At 65.7% G+C, this 19,642-nt stretch carries 23 protein-coding genes and 1 pseudogene; 12 read left to right on the top strand and 12 right to left on the bottom strand.

The annotated features are described in order from the left end of the window. Positions 1-5 precede the first annotated feature (5 nt). The 6 genes from Q9235_RS25210 (at position 6) to Q9235_RS25185 (ending at position 5,494) form a co-directional block, all read left to right on the top strand. Positions 6-1,454 (top strand): acyl-CoA reductase, encoded by a 1,449-nt coding sequence (locus Q9235_RS25210; protein WP_306224494.1) that lies wholly within the window; start codon positions 6-8, stop codon positions 1,452-1,454. Then, the gene (locus Q9235_RS25205; RefSeq protein ID WP_306224493.1) at positions 1,444-2,235 is read left to right on the top strand and encodes an ABC transporter ATP-binding protein; all 792 of its coding nucleotides are present in this window, start codon (positions 1,444-1,446) and stop codon (positions 2,233-2,235) included. Before Q9235_RS25210 ends, Q9235_RS25205 begins: the two co-directional genes overlap by 11 nt. Next, positions 2,232-2,981 (top strand): ABC transporter permease, encoded by a 750-nt coding sequence (locus Q9235_RS25200; protein WP_306224492.1) that lies wholly within the window; start codon positions 2,232-2,234, stop codon positions 2,979-2,981. Before Q9235_RS25205 ends, Q9235_RS25200 begins: the two co-directional genes overlap by 4 nt. Before the next feature lie 6 nt (positions 2,982-2,987). Then, on the top strand, positions 2,988-3,980 hold the full coding sequence (locus Q9235_RS25195; protein ID WP_306224491.1) for an ABC transporter substrate-binding protein: 993 nt from the start codon (positions 2,988-2,990) through the stop codon (positions 3,978-3,980). Beyond that, positions 3,977-4,744 carry a glucose 1-dehydrogenase gene (locus Q9235_RS25190; RefSeq protein ID WP_306224490.1) on the top strand — a complete coding sequence of 256 codons (768 nt, stop codon included), beginning with the start codon at positions 3,977-3,979 and terminating at the stop codon, positions 4,742-4,744. Before Q9235_RS25195 ends, Q9235_RS25190 begins: the two co-directional genes overlap by 4 nt. 78 nt (positions 4,745-4,822) lie before the next feature. Beyond that, entirely contained in the window at positions 4,823-5,494 is a 672-nt protein-coding gene (locus Q9235_RS25185) for a beta/alpha barrel domain-containing protein (RefSeq protein ID WP_306224489.1), read from the top strand. Positions 5,495-5,539: 45 nt separating this feature from the next. On the opposite strand, the gene Q9235_RS25180 is transcribed toward Q9235_RS25185, so the two are convergent. The 6 genes from Q9235_RS25180 to katG all read right to left on the bottom strand — a co-directional run bounded on the left by Q9235_RS25180 (position 5,540) and on the right by katG (position 11,315). Then, the gene (locus tag Q9235_RS25180; RefSeq protein WP_306224488.1) at positions 5,540-5,929 is read right to left on the bottom strand and encodes a c-type cytochrome; all 390 of its coding nucleotides are present in this window, start codon (positions 5,927-5,929) and stop codon (positions 5,540-5,542) included. A gap of 11 nt (positions 5,930-5,940) precedes the next feature. Next, a complete protein-coding gene (locus Q9235_RS25175; protein ID WP_306224487.1) occupies positions 5,941-6,264 on the bottom strand; it encodes a hypothetical protein in 324 nt (107 codons plus the stop codon). Positions 6,265-6,290: 26 nt separating this feature from the next. After that, the gene (locus Q9235_RS25170; RefSeq protein ID WP_306224486.1) at positions 6,291-7,610 is read right to left on the bottom strand and encodes a sulfite oxidase; all 1,320 of its coding nucleotides are present in this window, start codon (positions 7,608-7,610) and stop codon (positions 6,291-6,293) included. Between the two features lie 81 nt (positions 7,611-7,691). Further along, positions 7,692-8,477: an anti-sigma factor family protein gene (locus tag Q9235_RS25165; RefSeq protein ID WP_306224485.1), complete on the bottom strand. Its 786-nt coding sequence runs from the start codon at positions 8,475-8,477 to the stop codon at positions 7,692-7,694. Further along, positions 8,478-8,996 (bottom strand): sigma-70 family RNA polymerase sigma factor, encoded by a 519-nt coding sequence (locus Q9235_RS25160; RefSeq protein ID WP_306224484.1) that lies wholly within the window; start codon positions 8,994-8,996, stop codon positions 8,478-8,480. It lies immediately after the preceding gene. 144 nt (positions 8,997-9,140) lie between these two features. Continuing rightward, positions 9,141-11,315: a catalase/peroxidase HPI gene (gene katG / locus Q9235_RS25155; RefSeq protein WP_306224483.1), complete on the bottom strand. Its 2,175-nt coding sequence runs from the start codon at positions 11,313-11,315 to the stop codon at positions 9,141-9,143. 185 nt (positions 11,316-11,500) lie between these two features. On the opposite strand from katG, the gene Q9235_RS25150 reads away from it, so the two are divergent. After that, positions 11,501-12,472, top strand: coding sequence for a hydrogen peroxide-inducible genes activator (locus Q9235_RS25150; RefSeq protein ID WP_306224482.1), 972 nt, complete (start codon positions 11,501-11,503; stop codon positions 12,470-12,472). Here Q9235_RS25150 and Q9235_RS25145 read toward each other — a convergent pair. Continuing rightward, positions 12,437-12,589, bottom strand: a complete 153-nt coding sequence (locus tag Q9235_RS25145; RefSeq protein ID WP_306224481.1) for a hypothetical protein — start codon at positions 12,587-12,589, stop codon at positions 12,437-12,439. The genes Q9235_RS25150 and Q9235_RS25145 overlap by 36 nt on opposite strands. 189 nt (positions 12,590-12,778) lie before the next feature. Then, on the bottom strand, positions 12,779-13,084 hold the full coding sequence (locus Q9235_RS25140; RefSeq protein ID WP_306224480.1) for a hypothetical protein: 306 nt from the start codon (positions 13,082-13,084) through the stop codon (positions 12,779-12,781). 316 nt (positions 13,085-13,400) lie between these two features. Between Q9235_RS25140 and Q9235_RS25135 the strand changes: the two are divergent. Next, positions 13,401-13,808 (top strand): annotated as a pseudogene (locus Q9235_RS25135) (DDE-type integrase/transposase/recombinase); the annotation flags it as partial. A 79-nt stretch (positions 13,809-13,887) separates the two neighbouring features. Next, complete coding sequence (locus tag Q9235_RS25130; protein ID WP_306224479.1) at positions 13,888-14,259, top strand: hypothetical protein; 372 nt, start codon at positions 13,888-13,890, stop codon at positions 14,257-14,259. Between the two features lie 272 nt (positions 14,260-14,531). On the opposite strand, the gene Q9235_RS25125 is transcribed toward Q9235_RS25130, so the two are convergent. Beyond that, entirely contained in the window at positions 14,532-15,887 is a 1,356-nt protein-coding gene (locus Q9235_RS25125; RefSeq protein ID WP_306224478.1) for an MFS transporter, read from the bottom strand. Between the two features lie 7 nt (positions 15,888-15,894). After that, complete coding sequence (locus tag Q9235_RS25120) at positions 15,895-16,173, bottom strand: metal-sensing transcriptional repressor (RefSeq protein ID WP_306224477.1); 279 nt, start codon at positions 16,171-16,173, stop codon at positions 15,895-15,897. A 122-nt stretch (positions 16,174-16,295) separates the two neighbouring features. Here Q9235_RS25120 and Q9235_RS25115 point away from each other — a divergent pair, with 122 nt between their 5' ends. Genes Q9235_RS25115 through Q9235_RS25105 form a run of 3 tightly spaced genes read left to right on the top strand, consistent with a single transcriptional unit; the run spans position 16,296 to position 18,118 of the window. Continuing rightward, positions 16,296-16,658: a hypothetical protein gene (locus Q9235_RS25115; protein WP_306224476.1), complete on the top strand. Its 363-nt coding sequence runs from the start codon at positions 16,296-16,298 to the stop codon at positions 16,656-16,658. A gap of 49 nt (positions 16,659-16,707) precedes the next feature. Next, positions 16,708-17,427 carry a HupE/UreJ family protein gene (locus tag Q9235_RS25110; protein ID WP_306224475.1) on the top strand — a complete coding sequence of 240 codons (720 nt, stop codon included), beginning with the start codon at positions 16,708-16,710 and terminating at the stop codon, positions 17,425-17,427. 19 nt (positions 17,428-17,446) lie between these two features. Then, a complete protein-coding gene (locus tag Q9235_RS25105) occupies positions 17,447-18,118 on the top strand; it encodes a transmembrane anchor protein (RefSeq protein ID WP_306224474.1) in 672 nt (223 codons plus the stop codon). A gap of 94 nt (positions 18,119-18,212) precedes the next feature. On the opposite strand, the gene Q9235_RS25100 is transcribed toward Q9235_RS25105, so the two are convergent. Further along, positions 18,213-18,905 carry an amino acid ABC transporter permease gene (locus Q9235_RS25100; RefSeq protein ID WP_306224473.1) on the bottom strand — a complete coding sequence of 231 codons (693 nt, stop codon included), beginning with the start codon at positions 18,903-18,905 and terminating at the stop codon, positions 18,213-18,215. A gap of 17 nt (positions 18,906-18,922) precedes the next feature. Next, entirely contained in the window at positions 18,923-19,630 is a 708-nt protein-coding gene (locus tag Q9235_RS25095; protein WP_306224472.1) for an amino acid ABC transporter permease, read from the bottom strand. Between the last annotated feature and the right edge of the window lie 12 nt (positions 19,631-19,642).

Here is a 19,642-nt window from a genome sequence, read left to right as displayed (position 1 = left end):
CCACGGTGATCGAGCATGCGGGCCACCTGCCGGGCCTGAATCGCGAAGCACTGCGCTGGCGCGAAGTCAGCCACAGCGCCTGGGGCGAGAGTGCCGTCATCGCGCTGCCGGAACTCGACGAAGCGCAGGCGGCAACGCTCTGCGCGCATGTGCGCGACAATGCCCGCGCCCGGCTGAAGCGGATGGAGACGGCCCGCATCGTCGCCGCGATCGATGCCGCCATCGCGCGCCTGCTCGATCGCACGCACCCGCTGCGGCGCAAGGCCGAGCACCTGTTGCCGATCGTCACCGGCTATGATCGCGAGACGGTGCGCCTCGGCCTGACCGGCTATCTCAAGACCTTCCGCAAGCCGCAGCTCCAGCGCTTCCTGGCGGAGGATTTCGCCAATCCCGCCGTGCTCGACGGTTTCCAGCCGACGCCCAAGGGCGGTTATCTGCGCGCTCATGGTCCGCAGCTCCTGCTGCATGTCTGGGCCGGCAATGTCCCGGCGCTCTCGCTCTGGAGCCTGATCTGCGGATTGCTGGTCAAGGCCGGCAGCATCGGCAAGCTCGCCTCGGCCGAGCCGCTGACGGCCGGATGGTTCGCCAGCCTGCTCGCAGAGGTCGATCCCGAGATCGGCGAATGCCTCGCCATCACCTGGTGGAAGGGCGGCGAGGCGACCACCGAGCCGATCTTCCTGCGCGAGGCCGAAACCGTCATGACGTATGGCGGCAACAAGACCCTGACGGCGCTGCGCGCCAAGCTGCCGATCACCACGCGCTTCCTGCCGCATGGCCACAAGATCGGCTTCGGCGTGATTGCACGCGAGGCGCTCGACAGCCGCAAGGCCCCTGCCCTCGCCCGCCTCGCGGCCCATGACGTCACCCGCTACGAGCAGCAAGGCTGCTACTCGCCGCAGATGCTCTTCATCGAGCGCGGCGGGCGAGTCGATCCCACAGAGTTCGCCCGCTACGTCGCGCAGGAGCTTGCCGCCCTCGCCTCTCGCCATCCGCGCCGCGCTCTTTCACAGGGCGAAGCCGCCTCGATCGTGTCATGGCGCGCGGCGCAGGAAACCCGCGCGATGGACGGCACGGCCAACCTTCTCGGCGACCCCACCGATGCCTGGAGCGTCGTCCATGTCGAGACGCCGGAAGCCCTGAGTCCGACCGGGCTCAACCGCACGCTCAAGCTCGTCACAGTCGAGAGCCTCGACGATGTCCCTGCCCTCGTCGCGCCCTATCGCAGCTTCCTGCAGACGGCCGGCGTCGCAGCCTCGCCGGAGCGGTTGTTCCGGCTTTCCGAGCAACTGGGCGCAATCGGTGTCAGCCGCATCGCCCCGCTCGGCCGCATGACCGCGCCGGAGGCCGGCTGGCATCATGACGGACGCTTCAGCCTGCTCGACCTCGTCACCTTCACCGAGATCGAACAATCGGCGGAAACCGCGGCAGAAGGGTTCGCGCCCTATGTCGACTGAACCGCACAGGTCCGGCTTCGTCACCATCGAGCGCGCCAGCTATCGCTATGCCGCGAGCGGCCCGGCCGTCGTCGACGCGGTCGACTGGACGATCCCGCGCGGCGAGATCCATTGCCTGCTCGGCCGCAGCGGCTGCGGCAAGACCACCTTGCTCAAGCTCGCCGCCGGCCTGCTGATGCCGACCGAAGGCACGGTCCGCATCGGCGGCGAGGCGCTGACCGGCCCGAGCCTGCGCGCCGGCTTCGTCTTCCAGGCGCCGACGCTGCTCGACTGGCTGAGCGCCCTCGACAACGTCCTGCTGCCGGTCTCGCTGAAGCGCCGCCCGACAATCGCTGACAAGGATGCCGCGCTCGACCTGCTGGAGCGTGTCGGCCTCGCCGATTTTGCGATGCGCCGGCCGGCCGAGCTCTCCGGCGGCCAGCAGAGCCGCGTCGCGGTTGCCCGCGCGCTGGTCGGCAATCCCGACCTGCTCCTCCTCGACGAGCCCTTTGCCGCGCTCGACGCCCTGACGCGCGAGGAATTGCAGGACGACCTGCTGCGGCTCTGCGCGCTCAACGGCACCACCGCGCTCTTCGTCACCCATGATATCGGCGAGGCCGTCTATCTCGCCGATACGGTCGCGGTGATGGCGGCCGGCCGCGTGACGCATGTGCGCCGGATCGAGCTGGCCCGCCCGCGCCATCGCGACATGCGCTATGCGCCCGGCTTCATCGCCGCCTGCCGCGAATTGCGCGACGCAATGGACGGCGCAGCCGCCGTCAGCCGGAGGCCGGCGGCATGATCGCCCGCCTGCCCTCGCTCCTGCTGCTCATCGTCCTGATCGCCGGTTGGGAAGCCTGGTGCCGGTTCGGCGGGCTGTCGCCGCTCGTTTTGCCGCCCCCCTCGGCCGTGCTCGCGACGCTGTGGAGCGAGATCATGACCGGGCGGCTCTGGCCGCATCTGGCGATAACGGCCACGGAAATGGCGCTGGGCCTCGGCATCGGTGCCGTCGTCGGGCTCGGCACCGGCATCCTGCTGGCGGAATTCCCGGCGCTGAGCCGCCTGCTGCGGCCCTATGTACTGGCGAGCCAGCTCGTGCCGAAGCTCGCGCTCGGGCCGCTCTTCATCATCTGGTTCGGCTTCGGCATGACGCCGACCGTCGTCATCACCGCGCTGATCTGCTTCTTCCCGCTGATGGAAAACACGCTGACCGGCATCAGCGAGGTCGATGCCTCCCGGCGCGAGCTCTTCCGCATGCTCGGCGCCGGCCGCCTCCAGACCCTGCTGCGCCTCAAGCTGCCGGCGGCGCTGCCCGTCATCATGGCGGGCCTGCGCGTCGCGGTCGTGCTGGCACTGGTCGGCGCGGTCGTCGGCGAGTTCATCGGGGGGCGCACCGGGCTCGGCGCCTCGATCATCGCCGCGCAGAGCGTGATGGATTCGAGCCTGATCTTCGCGCTCTTCATCGTCATCATCGCCCTTGGAATGCTGCTCTACGAGGCCGTGCGCCTGATCGAGCGCCGCGTCCTGCATCGCTTCTCGAAAGGCTGAATACCCATGCGCGCTTTGCCTGCCCTCCTCGCTCTTGCCCTATCGTGGCTGGCCGTCGCGCCCGTAAGCGCGCAGGCGCTGGACAAGGTCACCGTCGCCGGCTGGAGCCAGCCGATCAGCGAGATCACCAACCTGCTGGCCGAGCCGGACAAGGGCTTCTTCAAGGCCAAGGGCATCGCGCTCGACTATATCCCCGGCAATGGCGGCGGCGCTGCCTTGCAGAACATGCTCGCGGGGCAGGCGGACATCGCCTTCACCGATCCGGCCGCGCTCTATATCGCGCTCGACAAGGGCGAGAAGCTCGTCGCGATCTACAACATCTATCCGCAGAACGTCTTCAACGTCGTCGCGCTGAAGAGCAGCGGCATCCGCACGGCCGCCGATCTCAAGGGCAAGCGCATCGGCGTCTACAGCCTCGCCAGCGGCACCTATCAGAACCTGCTCGTGCTGCTGCATCAGGTCGGCCTCGGCGAGAAGGACGTCACGGTCCAGCCCACCGGCCTGCTCAATTTCGCGCCGCTGATGCAGGGGCAGGTCGACGCCACCGCCGCGACCGATACCGGCCTGCTCGTCGCCCGCGCCAAGGGACTCGGCGAGGCCAACGTCATCGAGGTCCGCGACCAGCTCAACCTGCCGAGCGACATCTTCGTCGTGAAGGAAAGCTATTACGAGCAGAACAAGCCGCTGCTGAAGCGCTTCATCGCCGCCTATCGCGATTCCGCCACCTGGATGATCGCCAAGCCGGAAGAAGCGGCGCGCATCGCCGTCACCCGCGCCATCAATGGCCGTGACGAGGCGGTCAATCTCGAGATCATCAAGCTGCGCAATGCCTCGAGCGTCTCGGCGACGACGGAGCGCGAGGGCCTCGGCCGCTTCGATCTCGATGCCCTGCAGAAGGGCGCCGACACCTTCCGCAGCCTCGGTCTGGTCAGCCGCCAGATCGACATGAAGACGGTGGTGAAGAGCGACCTGATCCCCGCGAAGGACAACGCACCGTGAAATTCCGCGACAGGGCCATCCTCGTCACCGGCGCGAGCCGCGGCATCGGGGCGGCGATCGCGAAGGCCTTCGCCGCCGAAGGCGGGATCGTCGTCGTCAACTACCGGACGAACGAGGCTGCGGCCGAGGCCGTCGCCGCGGAATGCCGCGCGCTCGGCGGCGAGGCAATCGCCATCGCGGCCGATGTCACCTCGCCCGAGGCCGCCGCCGCCATGGCGACGCGCATCGCCGAGGAGGTCGGCCGGCTCGACGTCGTCGTCAACAACGCCTTCGCGCCCTATCGCTTCGACCCGGACAACCGCGCCCGCTTCTGGGAAACGCCCTGGGAGGCCTATGAGCAACAGTTCGAGGGGGCGGTGAAGGCAGCCTATACGGTCAGCCGCGCGATGCTGCCGCTGCTCCAGCGCCGCAGCGGCGGGACCATCGTCAATCTCGCCAGCGATCTGGTGACACGGCCGAGCATTCCCTATCACGACTACACGACCGCCAAGGCGGCACTCACCGGCTTCAGCCGCAATCTCGCGGCCGAGCTCGGCCCACTCGGCATCCGCGTCAACTGCGTCGCGCCGGGGCTGGTCTACCCGACGCAGGCGAGTGCGGAGACGCCGGAGGAGGTGCGCGAGATGCTGATCGCGCAGACGCCGCTCCGCCGGATCGCGACGCCCGAGGATATCGCCGGCCCGGTACTCTTCCTCGCCAGCGACTGGAGCCGCTTTGTGACCGGGCAAGTTCTTCATGTCGATGGCGGGCTGGTCATGGCTTGAGGGCCAGCCGTTGAAACAGGGCTCCTCTCCGTCAGGAAGCTGTGGCATCCCTGAGCAAGCATCCCCCGGGAGAAGGCCATGGCCGGGCTCGATTTCATCTTCATGCTCACCCGCCATGACCGGACGGTGCCGGAAGCCATCGACCATATCGCGACGGCGCTGGAGGCTGGCATCCGCCATATCGGCTTCAAGGATATCGGCCTGCCCTTCGGAGAGCTCAGGACCATCAACCGCCTGATCAAGGCCGGCGGCGCGACGAGCTATCTCGAAGTCGTCTCGCTGGATCGCGTCAGCGAAATCGCTTCGGTGAGGGCCGCGATCGATCTCGGCGTCGACAACCTGCTCGGCGGAACCCATGTCGAGGACGTGCTGCCGCTGCTACGCGGCACCGGCATCCGCTACTATCCCTTCCCCGGACGGGTTTCAGGGCACCCGAGCATTCTGGAAGGCTCGGTCGCCGAGATCGCCGGCAGCGCCCGTGCCATCGCCAGCCGGGACGGCGTTAGCGGGCTCGACCTCCTCGCCTACCGCTCCCGGACGGATGTGGAAGCGCTTATCGCAGCGGTTTGCGCCGCGACGCGCAAGCCCATCCTCGTCGCGGGCTCGATCGAGCGCCCCGAGCAGATCGCAGCGATCCGTCGATGCGGAGCCGCCGGCTTCACCATCGGCACGGCCGCGCTGGATGGTCGCTTTCCGGCTGCCGGCCCAGCTCTCAGCGCGCAACTGGAAGCCATCGCCGCCTGCATCTGAGCCGACGGCGCGAGCCACCTTACACCGCCGGGCTACGAAATCTCGTCACTGCGCCTTCTTGCCGGCGGCGTCGAACTGCTTGAGATAGGCGAGCAGGTCGGCGATGCGTTTCTCGTCCTTCAGCCCGGCATAGATCATCTTGGTGCCCGGGACCTTGGCACGCGGGTTCTGGATGTATTCGGCGAAGGTCGCCTCGTCCCAGGTCAGGCCGGAATCCTTCATCGCCGTGCTGTAGCTGTAGCCCTCGCGCGTGCCGGCCTTCTGGCCGACGACGCCGTTGAGGGCGGGGCCGACCAGGTTTTTGGCGGCTTCGCCGACCTGATGGCAGGCGCGGCACTGGGCATAGACCTTCTCGCCGGCGGCGGCATCCTGGGCACGGGCAGGCTGGATGGCGGCCGCGAGCAGGGCGGCGCCTGCGAGGATTGCGAATTTCATCTCGGATGATCCTATGGCTTCGGAGCGAAGGGGCTGACCCAGCCGCCGCTTTGGGCCGGCGCTTTCGGGGGGAAGGCCTGCGCGAGATAGTCGAGCAGGGTCTTGCGCGTCTCCGCGTCGGGCGCGGGCATATTGTGCTTCTCGGTCATCCAGTTGAGCGTCTCGTCCCAGCGGACACGGTCCATGCCCTGCCGGCCGACGACCTTCATCGAATGGCAGCCGATGCAGTAGCCGAAGGTCTCTTCGCGGCCGGGGAAATCGGGCAGCGTCTCGGGGCTCTCCTCCTGAGCCAAGCCGGCGGAGGGGGCGAGGAGGATGGCCGCGAGAGCGGCCATCCGAAGCGTGTGCGTAAAGCCCATCGTCAGCTCACCATGATGGCAATGCGATGGAGCGGGTTGGAGCCGTAGCCCTGCGGGTTCCAGTTGGTCGCGACATGCGGCTGGGCGACGCCGCGGGAATCGGTGGCGCGGGCCCAGAGCTCGAAATAGCCGTCGCTCGGCAGCTTCACCTTGCCGGTCCAGCGCACCCAGTCATAGCGGTTCTTCGGCTGGGCCAGCGTCATCGCATGCCAGCGCTGGCCGGCATCGAAGGACACTTCCACCTTCGCGACATTATGGTCGCCGGCCCAGGCCGCGCCACGCAAGGTGACCTCGCGCGTCGCCGCCGGCAGGCGCGTGCCGTTCGCCGGCTTGCTGATGATCGAGCGCACCGGCATCGAGGTCAGATCGGTGAAGTTGGTCTTGCCGTCGGCATTCGAGCCGGGAACGAGCGGGACGGTCGGCACGCGGTAGGAGGTGCCTCCCATGCCCTGGCCGTCATGCGGCGTCGCGCGGACGAGGATGCGGTTCAGCCATTTCGACGAGAGCGAGGCCGGCCAGCCCGGCACGACGAGGCGCAGCGGGCCGCCATGGATATGCGGCAGCGGCTCGCCGTTCATCGCCCAGACGATCAGGCAATGCGGCTCCATCGCCTTCTCGATCGGCATGCCGCGCGAGATCGCATCCTTGGTGGTGTCGCCGGAGAGATGCGGATCGGCGCCGTAATGGCCGGTGAACTTGGCCGTAGACTTGAGGCCTGCCGCCTTCAGCACGTCGGCGAGGCGCACGCCGGTCCATTCGGCGCAACCCGCGCCACCATTGGTCCACTGGTTGCCGCGCGCCGCAGGCTGGTAGAAGGAGCGGCCATTGCCGCCGCACTCCAGGACCATGCGGAAGGTCTGCGGCTTGAAGCGGGCTTTGAGCTCCTTGACCGTCAGGGTCAGCGGCTTGTCGACCTCGCCCTCTATCTTGAGCTGCCAGCCGTCGATATCCTTGATCGGCTCCGGGATCTGGCCGTTGTTGCGGACGAAGAACTTCGCGATCGGCGTGGTATCGTCATCGAGCAGGCTCTCGGGCGTCTCGGCGACGAGAGGACGGTCGCCGAGCAAGGTCAGGCCCTTGTCCTTGCCGGGATAGTCGAAGGGCTGCGGCCCCTTGGGCGGCGCGGCAGCCGGCGCAGCGCCCTGGGCGGCGGCCGGCGAGATCGGGGACAGGCGCGGCAGGCCGCCGGCAGCGAGGCCGAGTGCGGCGAGGCTGCCGCCGAGCAGAAGACGTCGCGATGTGCGGGGGGTATCAGCGGCGCCTGCGGTGGGCGCGGCATCGGTAGCGGCTGCGCCATCGCGCAGGTCTGCTTCGTTGAGCATGGCGTTTCTCCCGAGGACATATTCCTCACTGGAGACGACGCATCGGCTCTTCGATTTATTCCAAGCCGAGAGAACTTTTTCTCAGCCGATGCAGGCGGGGCCAACGCTGCGCGCCTCCGACAGCGCCGCCACCTGCTCGCGCGGGACGCCGGGCTCGTCCCGCGTGATCCGGGCGACGAGCGCGGCGATGCCGTCGAGACGGGCCGGATCGATGCCGCGCCCGAGCAGGGCATAGCTCGCGCGCTCGCCGCGCCAGGCACGTATCGCGAGGCCGTCGCGATCCTGAACCGCGGGTTGCAGCGGCAATGCCGCCTCGACAGGCGCTATCCAGAGGCCGACGCGGCAGCCGTTCGGGCCGACATAGCCGGCGAGCATGCCGCCGCCACCACGCCCTGCCGGATCGAGCGAGAGATGCACGAGGCGCAAAGAGGCGAGCGTAAGGTCCGGCAGTGCTCCGGCTTCGGCACCGGCGAGCTCGACGCCGAGACGCGGCGCCGTGCCGGGCGGGGTCTGGGCGAGCCAGAGCTGATGTGCGGCGACCGCGGCGGATAACGACGAGCCCTGCGCCGCCCGATGGCCGATGCCGAGCGAGGCCGCGCCGAGGACCAGAGCGAAACAGGCGGCCGCAGCCCAAGGCAGCCAACGCGCCACGCGGGGCCGAGCCTGCGGCAACACGAGGGGCGGCGCCTCCGGCATGGGCGATGCGGCTTTGACCGTGGCGCGCAGCTTCGTCAGCGTCGCGACCTGCGCCGCCGCCTCGCGGTCATGAGCGAGCACCGCCGCGACCTTGGCGGCTTGCTCGGGCTCCAGCTCGCCGTCGACATAGGCGTTGAGCATGGCCCAGGAGAGGGTGTCGCGTTCGGTCACTTAATCGCTGGCTCGTTTGCGCTGCCGCACGGCGAAGGGGCGGACGGAGCCACCCTCAATCGCATTCAGAAGCAAAAGCCGCGCCCGGCTGAGGCGGCTCATCACGGTTCCCACGGGCACGCCGAGGATATCCGCCGCCTCGCCATAGCGGAAGCCGGCGAGATCGACCAGTTCGATGACCTCGCGATAAGGCTGATCGAGACGTTCCAGCGCCTGCCGGACGGTGATGACCGCGATCATCCGGTCGTCACGGCGCCATTGATCGTCTTCCAGCGCCTCTTCGGCGATGGCTGCGCCGGTCTCGCCGCGGCGGTGCTCGTCGATCCAGATATTGCGCAGGATCGCGAAGAGCCAGGCGCGGATACGCTCCCCGTCTTCCGGCGGCGAAGCGGCGAGCGCCTTGGTCGCGCAGGATTGCAGGAGATCGGCCGCGCCGTCGCGATTGCCGCTCAGACGCAGCGCATAGGAGAACAGGCGCTCCCAGTTCTGGCGCAGCGCATGCTCGACGATGACACGCAAGGACGACGCCCTCCGCCGCGGGTTAGCTATGTCTATCGCAGCCGCCGGGCGGCTCCAAGCCTGACCATGGGAGGCCTTCAACGAAAAGCCCCGCCGGCTGAGCCGGCGGGGCTGATATTTGAGCAATGTTCGCGATCGAACGGCTCAGGCCAGATCGGCGCGGTCGGCGTTCATCACCTTGGCCCAGGCCGCGACGAAATCGTCGACGAACTTCCGGGCGTTGTCGTCCTGGGCATAGACCTCGGCATAGGCGCGCAGCACCGAATTCGAGCCGAAGACCAGGTCAACGCGGGTCGCGGTCCACTTCACCGCGCCGGTCTTGCGGTCTCGGATCTCGTAAAGGCCGCCCGCTGCCGGGACCCAGGCGTAGGCCATGTCGGTGAGGTTGACGAAGAAGTCGCTGGTCAGCGCACCGGCACGATCGGTGAAGACGCCATGCTTCGTGCCGCCGTGGTTGGTGCCGAGCACGCGCATGCCGCCGAGCAGCACAGTCATTTCAGCCGCCGTCAGGCCGAGGAGCTGGGCCCGGTCGAGCAGCATCTCCTCGCCGGTGACGACATAGGCTTCCTTCTGCCAGTTGCGGAAACCATCGGCGAGCGGCTCCAGCGGCGCGAAGGAATCGGCATCGGTCTGCGCATCGGTGGCGTCGCCACGCCCCGGCGCGAACGGCACGACCACGTCGAAGCCGGCGGCCCTGGCCGCCTTCTCGACGCCGACATTGCCGGCGAGCACGATGACGTCTGCCACGCTGGCGCCTGTCGCAGCCGCGATCGGCTCCAGGACAGCCAGAACCTTGGCGAGGCGCGCCGGCTCGTTGCCGGCCCAGTCCTTCTGCGGGGCGAGGCGGATGCGGGCGCCGTTGCTGCCGCCGCGCTTGTCGGAGCCGCGGAAGGTGCGGGCGCTGTCCCAGGCGGTCGAGACCAGATCGGCGATCGAGAGGCCGCTCCCGGCGATCTTCGCCTTCACGGCAGCGACGTCGTAGCCGACGCGGCCGGCCGGGACCGGGTCCTGCCAGACCAGATCCTCGGACGGAACGTCCGGGCCGAAATAGCGCGACTTCGGGCCGAGATCGCGATGGGTCAGCTTGAACCAGGCGCGGGCGAAGGCATCCGAGAACGCGTCGAAATCGTTGAGGAAGCGCTCCGAGATCGCCCGGTAGGCCGGGTCGACCTTCAAGGCCATGTCGGCATCGGTCATCATCGGGTTGTGGCGGATGGCAGCATCCTCCACATCGACAGGCTTGTCCGCGTCGGCGATCGAGACCGGCTCGTATTGCCAGGCGCCAGCCGGCGACTTGCGCAGCTCCCAGTCATGGCCGAGCAGCATCTCGAAGAAGCCGTTGTCCCAGCGCGTCGGATGGGTGGTCCAGGCGCCCTCGATGCCGCTGACGACCTGATCGCGGCCGATGCCGCGGCCCTTGCGGTTCATCCAGCCGAGGCCCTGGTCCTCGAGCGAGCCGCTTTCCGGCGCCGGGCTGAGATTGGCCGCGTCGCCATTGCCATGGCTCTTGCCGATGGTGTGGCCGCCGGCGGTCAGCGCCACCGTCTCTTCATCGTTCATCGCCATGCGCGCGAAGGTCTCGCGCATCATCGCGGCGGTCTTGAGCGGGTCCGGCTTGCCGTTCACGCCTTCCGGGTTGACGTAGATCAGGCCCATCTGGACGGCGGCCAGCGGGTTCGCCAGCGTCTTGGCGTCGGCGACATCGCCATAGCGATTGTCGCTCGGCGCCAGCCATTCCTTCTCCTCGCCCCAGTAGATGTCCTTCTCGGGGTGCCAGATGTCCTCGCGGCCGAAGGCGAAGCCGAAGGTCTTCAGGCCGGCGACCTCATAGGCGATCGTGCCGGCGAGCGCGATCAGGTCGGCCCAGGAGACGCGGTTGCCGTATTTCTTCTTGATCGGCCAGAGCAGGCGGCGCGGCTTGTCGGTGTTGGCATTGTCCGGCCAGGAGTTCAGCGGGGCAAAGCGCTGGTTGCCGGTGCCGGCGCCACCGCGGCCGTCGGAGATGCGATAGGTGCCGGCGGCATGCCAGGTCATGCGGGCCATGGTGCCGACATAGCTGCCCCAGTCGGCCGGCCACCACTCCTGGCTGTCGGTCATCAGCGCGCGCAGGTCGTTCTTCAGCGCCGCGACGTCGAGCTTCTTCAGCTCCTCGCGATAGTTGAAGTCTTTGCCGAGCGGGTTGGTCTTGCTGTCCTGCTGGTGAAGGATGTCCAGGTTCAAGGCATTCGGCCACCAGTTGGTAACGGAACCGCCGCTCTGGGTCATTCCGCCATGCATGACCGGGCACTTGCCGGCCTTCTTCACGTCGCTGCCGTCCATGATATCCCCCTTCGGAGCCTGCTGAATCGGGTCTGTCCGGAAGGCGCCTGACGCCTCGCGCCGGAACACGGCTACGTCCCGCATCCGCCCGAGGCCGATGCCGCGCCGTTCCATTCGAATGGTTCTAGGGAAAAGCTATCATAATGAGAACTTGAATTTTCAAATCAGTACGATAATTTTTTCAAATGATATCGATCAAGCACCTGCGCTATTTCGCGGCCTTGGCCCAGCACCGGCATTTCGGCCGGGCGGCGGATGCCTGTGCGATCAGCCAGCCGGCCCTGTCTCTGCAAATCAAGGATCTGGAGGATTTTCTCGGCGCGCAACTGGTCGAGCGTGATCGCCGGCAGATCCGGCTGACCAGCCTTGGCGAGGCCTTCGCCACGCGGGCGCAGCAGATCCTGCAGTCGGTGGACGAGCTGGCCGATCTGGCCCGTGCGTCGAATCCCTCGCTGGGCGGCCGGCTGCGGATCGGTATGATCCCGACGGTCGCGCCCTATCTCCTGCCGGCGGTCATCCGGCGCCTGGCGGAGCGGTTTCCGGCTGTCGACCTGCGCCCACGCGAGGCCGTGACCGGCAAGCTGACGGAAGACCTGATCACAGGCGGGCTCGATGTCGCGGTGATGGCGCTGCCCGTCTCCGAGCCTTCGCTGCAGGACCAGCCGCTGTTCGACGAGGAATTCGTCCTGGTGCGCGCACCGGCCGAAGGGCACAAGCCGCCGCCCAGCGTCGAGAGCCTGCGGGCCATGCGCCTGCTCCTGCTGGAGGAAGGCCACTGCTTCCGCGATCAGGCGCTGGCCTTCTGCAACATGGCTTCAGGCCTGTCTCAGGATCCGATGGAGGGCAGCTCGCTGGCTACGCTGGTGCGCATGGTCGGCGCCGGCATGGGTGTGACGCTGATCCCCGAAATGGCGGTCGCGGCGGAAACCTCGGCCGTGGAGGTCAGCATTGCCCGGCTGGCGGAACCGCGGCCACGCCGCAGCATCGGCCTGGTCTGGCGCAAGACGAATCCCCTCGCCGAGCATTTCCTGCAAGTCGGCGAAATCGTCCGCCAGGAGCATGATGTCCTGCGCCGCCATGGCGACGCGAGATGGCTTCCCGATCCAAGCGCCCGGGGCGGATCAGATCGCGCCCACGATCTGGCAGGCCACCCATAGGAGCAGGCAGAGCCAACCGATCTGTATCGCACCCAGGAACAGCGCGAGCATAACCGTCATGCTGCGCTCGTCTGATTCTTTGGAGACGCCGGCGGCCGTCGAATCCAACGCGGTCATGATCTGCTCCCTCACCGATATGATCGGCGTAGCGCAGGGATGACGCTACGGAAACAGAATGGTGAATTCATCGTAAATGCGGTGAAGGCGGCTCCGGCTCGCACCGGGCCGCCTTGTGTTCAGCCTGCCCGAATGAAAAGCGGCCCGCTACCGGGCCGCCAATCGATGGAGGATGATTGCGGGAACCGCTTACCAGCCGCGGTTACGGCGATAGTAGCCGGGCGGGGGGCCGTAGCCGCGCGGACCATAGCCATAGCCCGGGCCGTACCCGCGACGCGGACCATAGCCATACCCGCCACCGCGCCCATAACGCTGCTGCCGCATGGTTTCACGCATGATCATATGGCGCCGCTCGGCGGCGGCCGACCAGGTATATTCCGCGTCCTGCTTGTCCAGGCGCTGGGCCATCGCGGCCGGCAGCTCTTCCGAGGCCATCGCCGGCGCCGCCAGCGACAAGCCGATACCCAGAGCGGCAAGCGTGAGCAATTTGCGCATATGTCTTCTCCTTGTGCTGACCACATTAAACGCGCCAGCGTAGCAACGGTTCATGAACCGCATTGTTGGCTCCCGTTCATCCAGGCCGCATTGCGGGACGGCCTGGACCTTTAGGGGGCAATGCCGTTTGAATCCCCGATTGGGGCAGAGATGCGGCACGCGCGGGCAGCCATGCGGCGGCTGGAGGATTCGAACCTCCGCATGGCAGTATCAAAAGCGGAATCAAACCTTGAGCACGTTAATGGCTGGTTATCCGATATGCCCTGCGCCACCGGACTTCATGAAGGATCACATTGCGGATCCTTGAATTTCGTGTTCGGAATTTACCTATGTCAGCATCTGGTCGGGCTTCGTCTATGTTGCCCTCGTCATCGACGCCTACCCCTACGCCCGCCGTATAGTTGGCTGGCGCGTATCCCGGACCGCACGGGCCAGCTTCGTGCTCGACGCGCTGGAACAGGCCCTGAATGAGCGACGGCCCCTCCAGTGCGGCGGCCTCGTGGGCCATGCCGACAGGGGTCTCGATACGGCACATTCGATACGCCGAGCGCCTCGCCGAAGCCTGTATCGAGCCCTCCGTCGGCAGCGTCGGCGATAGCTGCGACAACGCTCTCGCCGAGACGATCAACGGCCTCCACAAGGCGGAGCTGATCCACCGCGAGGACCCTGGTGGAGCTTCGAAACCGTAGGGCTCACCCCGCTGAGCTGGGTGGACTGGTTCAGTTCCTCGGTTGAATTTCCATTGATCGAGACACGCGAGAGGAACACTCTGCTCAGACACGGGTCGTCGATGGAGCTGCCGAATGCGCAATATCCTGGCTGCAACCACGTTGTGCTGCCTAGCCTGGCCCGCAAACGCGGTGGAGTTAACGGGGCGCTATGGATACGCAGGGGAGTGGGCGCTCACTGCAAAATTCACCGAGGATGTTCCCAAGTCGCCGGCGGCTTCGCTCGCCGGGGAGCTGCAGTTGAAGCACTTGGCCATATGCGGACCCGGCGAAGTTTCTCAGAAGACGGGTACAATCGGATTTCAAAAGGCCGGACGAAGATATGCCGCAAAAATGACGATCGACGGCCAAAACTGCACCGTCAGTGGTACGCTTGCGCAGGACAGTGTCGCTTTCGTCGATTGCGGAAAAGGCGGCCAGGTACCGCTTCGGCTTTGGCTGCAATAGCGCGAGGCCGAACTTCTGCTGTTTTCAGTTCGCGGGAGGGGCTGAAATCCGATCCGCTCGGGAGGACGTCTCGTCGCATCGACATGGCGATCCGTCGCCGGAATAGACTGCACCTCTGATGCGAAAATTGGCTCTGATAGCCGCGCTGATTTGTGCCGGTGCGGGCGTGTTTGGCAGTGTCCTGATCGCCATTCGCTTGATGAAATAGTGGTGCTGCGCGCACGGACCGGCTCGGTTCTGGTCGGCTCGATCGCTGCCGAGACCAACCGCTTCTAGCCGGTAGAGACCGGCCATCGGACGTGAAGATCGTCAATCACGATGGAATGGGCGTGACGCGCGCCATGTTCTTTGAAGTGCGGGTGATCGGCCGGTAGTTCGGGATGGTCATGCTCCAGCGGCTCCGCCGTACCTGCGGGCCAAAGCTGCCACGCGAGGCAGGTAGCCAGGAGGGTCGCCACCGCGAACAATGCAGCCAACGTCCCCAAGGGAAGCGCGGCCCCCAGCCAGCCAGCGAGCGGATAGGTGATGAGCCAGCAGGCGTGCGAAAGCGCGAACTGGGCAGCGAACACCGCCGGTCGGTCTTCGGCATGGGCGGATTGCCGCAGAAGGCGGCCGGAAGGCGTCTGCGTGGCTGAGTAGCCGACGCCCAGCAACGCCCATGTCGCGAGCAGGAGTCCCCAACCAGCGGCCGTTGGAGCGGGTGAGTACGCCCAGCCATTGACCATAAGGATCACCGCGAACAGACCCAGGACTGCCGCGAGGAAGATGGCAGCGGTCATCATGACTGCCCGATCGGCGACGCGCTCCAGAATGCGCGGCAGTATCAGCGCCGAGAGCATCGACCCGCCGCCGAAGCATGCGAGCGCGAGCGCCACGGCATTGTCATCGAGGCCGAGGCGCCCCTTCACGATGACGACGGTGTTCACGATGACCAAGGCTCCTCCCATGGCCACTGCCATGTTCAGTGCCAGCAATCCACGAAGCCGAGGCGTCGCGAGATAGATGCGGGACCCACGCGTGGTCTTGTCGTAGATGCCCCCCTCGCGGGGCCTTGCTGGGGAGATGGGCAACGTCACCGACAGCACCAACGCGGCCGACACCATGAATCCGACCACCGTTCCGGCGAACAGCCAGTGGAAATTGATGATGGTCAGGAGGGCCGCGGCCAGCATCGGGCTGACGATGCTTTCGAGGTCGTAGGCCAGCCGCGAGAGAGACAGCGCGTTCGTATAGTCCTCCTCTTCCGTCAGGACATCAGGGATCGTCGCCTGGAAGGTCGGCGTGAACGCGGCCGAGGCCGATTGTAGGATGAATACCGCGAGGTAGACCTGCCAGACCTCTGAAATGAAGGGCAGCGACAGAGCGATCGCTGCCCGGACAAGGTCCATCGAGATCAGGAAGGCCCGTCGCGGGAGCTGGGCCGAGAAGGCGCCAACGATGGGCGCGACCGTGACATAGGCGATCATCTTGATGGCCAACGCAGTGCCCAGCACAGCCCCCGCCCTGTCACCGGCGACGTCGAAGGCGAGCAGGCCTAGCGCGACGGTGAGAAGGCCAGTTCCCACCAACGCGATGATCTGGGCTGAGAAAAGCCGCCCGTAGGTCCGATGCGCGAGAACCCTGAACATGCCTACCTCAGAGAAACTTGGTAATCTGCTTGAACTCGTCGATGGGCCGGCGCTTCTCGGCTGGAAGCTCCCCCACGGCTTCGTCCAGGCAGTGATCGAGATGGTCCTGCACCAGCGTCCGCTTGGCCTGTGCGATGGCACTCTCGACCGCTTGAAGCTGGGTCGCGATGTCGAGGCAAGGCCTCCCCTCCTCAATCATCTGGACAACCTTGGACAGGTGCCCTCCAGCCCGCTTCAGGCGTTTCACGATGGCGGGATGGGTGGCGTGCTGATGCGGCTCTGACATCTCTTGCTTGTATCCCCCTGAGGGGGATATGTGAACCCTTATTGAGTCGGTATCGGCGTCAACGCCTCGTCAAGGATAGGATCGGAGATTGCTCGGGAATGACGTGTCGCAGCACAGCCCATTTGCTGAAGCTCGTCGTCGCCTTCGTCGTGGCAGCGGGGATGCTGCTGTCTGCCATTCACGTCACGTCGAGCCATAATCCGCTCGTCCTCGCGCAGGCAGAAGCCGAACGTCACACCGCCCTCGGAGTCGAGATGGCCGAGTACGGGCACACCCATCTCGACGGCGAGGAAGCCGAACGCATTCCCGGCCACCTGCACGGGCACAACTCGACCGATCACATCCACGACGTGGTGACGGTCATCCCCGTTCCCGGCGTCGGCCATCGTGTGCCCGTTAGGGTCCCCTTACCGGCCCTTCAGGAAGGCGCCGCACATGACCGCCAGCATGACCGAGACCGCCCACCGAGACCGCTCGTCGCCTGACGTGCGCCGCCCCCGCGGCTTCCCTCCATGACGAACTCTCGGAATCTACATGAAACGATCCTCAATCGAGGGGCGCCGCAAGCTGCGTGCGCTGCTCATACTCCTGCTCATCGCGATGCTGGGGCTGATCAGCCTCAACGCCGCGCTGGCCCATGCGGTCGCCGAAGGCGACAAGGGCTACATCAATGAGATCACTGGCATCCAATTGCTGCCCTTCACCTATCTCGGTGCGAAGCACATGGTCACCGGCTACGACCACATCCTGTTCCTGTTCGGGGTGATCTTCTTTCTCTACCGGCTGAACCACATCGCGCTCTATGTCAGCCTGTTCGCAGTCGGCCATTCGACGACCATGCTGCTCGGCGTCTATTTCAACGTTGGCATCAACAGCTACATCATCGATGCGATTATCGGCCTGTCGGTCGTCTACAAGGCGCTCGATAACATGGGGGCCTACCAGCGCTGGTTCGGCTTCCAGCCCAACACTAAGGCCGCCACGCTGATCTTCGGGCTGTTCCATGGCTTCGGGCTGTCGACCAAGATCCTCGAATACAACATCTCGCCGGACGGCCTCGTCCCGAACCTGCTCGCCTTCAATGTAGGCGTGGAACTCGGGCAGCTCACGGCACTCGCGATGATCCTGATCGCCATGGGCTACTGGCGGCGCACCGCCGGGTTCTGGCGCCACGCCTACACGGCCAACGTCTGGATGCTCACCGCAGGCTTCGTCCTGGTTGGCTACCAGCTCACCGGCTTCATTGTTTCCTGACCTCCAAGGACCTCATCTCATGTACAACACAGACATTCCGACCCGCGCCGAACTGCCGACCACCAAGCAGCTCCTGCGCTCCACCGCCATCGCCCTCGTCTCCGCGGCCGGCATCCTCGTGACGATCGTCCTCCCGGCCGAGTACGCCATCGATCCGACGGGCATCGGCCGCGCACTCCAGCTCACCGAGATGGGCGAGATCAAGACCCAACTGGCGCTGGAGGCCGAAGCCGACCGTGCTCGCGACAACCAGGCTCCATCAGGCCCTGCGGAAACTGTGCCGGTGGCCCCTGCACCAGACAAGCGGTCCAGCCTGTTGACATACGTCTTGGCCAACCTCCTCGTGACGCCTGCCCACGCACAAGGAACAGGTAGAAGCGACGAGACGGTGATCACGCTCAAACCGAACGAGGGCGCCGAGTACAAGCTCACGATGAAGGCCGGAGCCAAGGTCAGCTTCAGCTGGACGACCGAAAACGGCAACGTGAACTACGACATGCACGGCATTCCCGCAGGAGGCGGCAAGGAGAAGAGCTACAAGCAGGGCCGAGGTGTCCCCGGCGACGAAGGCGTCCTAACGGCGGAAAGCGACGGAGGCCATGGCTGGTTTTTTCGCAACCGAGGCAGGGCTGACGTCACGATCAAGCTCAAGACCACAGGTGCCTATACCGAGATAAAGCGCATGAGCTGACGAAAGACGGGGCAGTGCGAAAGCACTGCCCCGTTTTGAGATCTAGAACCAATCATTTCGGCCCGGCGGGTGCCAAAGCCGTGGAGACGAGCCTTCAGGTCCAGACCCGCAGCGAGCGCTCCAACCGGTCAGCGGCCGTCGTCACCAAGAACGCGATGATCATGTAGATCACGACAGCGATCACGAATGCCTCGAGGTAGTAGAAGTTCAGTGCGGCCGTGAGCTGAGACTGGGCAAAAATGTCGACCACTTCGATAGCGAAGCCGAGCGACAATGCCTTCATGATGACCATGATCGAATTGGTCAGGTCCGGAATCGCCGCGATGACGACCTGCGGGAACATCACCCGGCGAAATAGCTGGCCATTGGTGTATCCAAGCGAGCGGGCCGCATCGGCTTGGCCATTGTCGAACGAGTTCAGGGCGCCCTTGATCACCTCTGCCTGAAAGGCGGCGATGCAAGCGGTCACGCCGATGACGAGCAGAACCCAGTTCGGAGTGTGGTGCCCGTTGAAATTTATCCCGATCAGCGATGCCAGGAACTGGATCGTTGGCGGCAGGCCGTAATAGCCAAGGAAGATGACGATCACGAGCGGGATGCCCTTGAAGGCGACCTTGTATGCAAAAATGAACTCCCGCAGGATCGGGATATTCCGATACTCGGCGAGGGCGAACAGGCTGCCGATGATCGTCGAGAACACGAACGTCACCAGCGCCATGAACAGCGTAAACGGCACGGCACTGAGGATTTCTCGAATGTCTTCGAGGAGAATGTCCGCTTCGAACATGTCGGTCGTCCCTGCTCTCAGAGGCTAGGCATGGCCACGCGCTTGGCGGGACCGACTGCTGGCACGTACATGGGTGAGCGGCGCTCGAAGTACCGCACGATCACCCAGATGATCAGGCACATGATCGAGTAGATGACCGCGAGGACCAGGTAGGTCTCGAACTGGTACTGGTTGTACGCGCGCTGCATGATGAGATGTGCAGTCGCCATGACGTCCGCCGCGCCGATGTACATGACGAGCGCAACATTATGGGCGAGATAGATGAGCGCGTTGCCGTAACCAGGCAGTGCGATGTGTACTGCCTGGGGGCCGACGACACCCATCATTTTCTGCCTGAAGGTGTAACCAAGGCTATCCGCGGCATCGTGCTGGCCACGATCGACCGCGAGATACGCCGGGCGCATCACCTCGGACAAGTAACCGCCATGATAGAAGCTCAACCCCAGCATCGCTGCGACGTTCGGGGTAAAGAAGTCAGCCATACCGAAAATGGCGACGAGGAGCGGCAGGCCATAGAATGTCACGAACAACTGCAGCACGACAGGAACACTGCGCGCGTAGGATACGTAGAGCGCCGCGAGCGAACTCAGGACCGGGATGTGAACGACGCGCAACGTCGTCGTTATCAGGGCCAGGCAGAAGCCGGCGACCATCGCCACGAAAGTGATAGCGAGTGTCAGCGGCAGAGCCGTCATCAACTCGGGGATCATCGTCTTAAGATCCACGTTCACTTCCCT

It is taken from the genome of Bosea beijingensis (genome assembly GCF_030758975.1).
GTDB classification, from domain to species: domain Bacteria; phylum Pseudomonadota; class Alphaproteobacteria; order Rhizobiales; family Beijerinckiaceae; genus Allobosea; species Allobosea beijingensis.
The sequence above is the reverse complement of the archived record's forward strand: the minus strand, read 5'-3'. Positions and strand labels throughout refer to the sequence as shown.

Coding starts and splice junctions, on each gene's coding strand:
- Q9235_RS25140 (WP_306224480.1), bottom strand. CDS start 13,084: ATGCGCAAATTGCTCACGCTTGCCGCTCTGGGTATCGGCTTGTCGCTG.
- Q9235_RS25195 (WP_306224491.1), top strand. CDS start 2,988: ATGCGCGCTTTGCCTGCCCTCCTCGCTCTTGCCCTATCGTGGCTGGCC.
- Q9235_RS25170 (WP_306224486.1), bottom strand. CDS start 7,610: ATGCTCAACGAAGCAGACCTGCGCGATGGCGCAGCCGCTACCGATGCC.
- Q9235_RS25110 (WP_306224475.1), top strand. CDS start 16,708: ATGAAACGATCCTCAATCGAGGGGCGCCGCAAGCTGCGTGCGCTGCTC.
- Q9235_RS25120 (WP_306224477.1), bottom strand. CDS start 16,173: ATGTCAGAGCCGCATCAGCACGCCACCCATCCCGCCATCGTGAAACGC.
- Q9235_RS25175 (WP_306224487.1), bottom strand. CDS start 6,264: ATGGCCGCTCTCGCGGCCATCCTCCTCGCCCCCTCCGCCGGCTTGGCT.
- Q9235_RS25200 (WP_306224492.1), top strand. CDS start 2,232: ATGATCGCCCGCCTGCCCTCGCTCCTGCTGCTCATCGTCCTGATCGCC.
- Q9235_RS25150 (WP_306224482.1), top strand. CDS start 11,501: ATGATATCGATCAAGCACCTGCGCTATTTCGCGGCCTTGGCCCAGCAC.
- Q9235_RS25185 (WP_306224489.1), top strand. CDS start 4,823: ATGGCCGGGCTCGATTTCATCTTCATGCTCACCCGCCATGACCGGACG.
- Q9235_RS25180 (WP_306224488.1), bottom strand. CDS start 5,929: ATGAAATTCGCAATCCTCGCAGGCGCCGCCCTGCTCGCGGCCGCCATC.
- Q9235_RS25130 (WP_306224479.1), top strand. CDS start 13,888: ATGCGCAATATCCTGGCTGCAACCACGTTGTGCTGCCTAGCCTGGCCC.
- Q9235_RS25205 (WP_306224493.1), top strand. CDS start 1,444: ATGTCGACTGAACCGCACAGGTCCGGCTTCGTCACCATCGAGCGCGCC.
- Q9235_RS25105 (WP_306224474.1), top strand. CDS start 17,447: ATGTACAACACAGACATTCCGACCCGCGCCGAACTGCCGACCACCAAG.
- Q9235_RS25100 (WP_306224473.1), bottom strand. CDS start 18,905: ATGTTCGAAGCGGACATTCTCCTCGAAGACATTCGAGAAATCCTCAGT.
- Q9235_RS25125 (WP_306224478.1), bottom strand. CDS start 15,887: ATGTTCAGGGTTCTCGCGCATCGGACCTACGGGCGGCTTTTCTCAGCC.
- Q9235_RS25145 (WP_306224481.1), bottom strand. CDS start 12,589: ATGACCGCGTTGGATTCGACGGCCGCCGGCGTCTCCAAAGAATCAGAC.
- katG (WP_306224483.1), bottom strand. CDS start 11,315: ATGGACGGCAGCGACGTGAAGAAGGCCGGCAAGTGCCCGGTCATGCAT.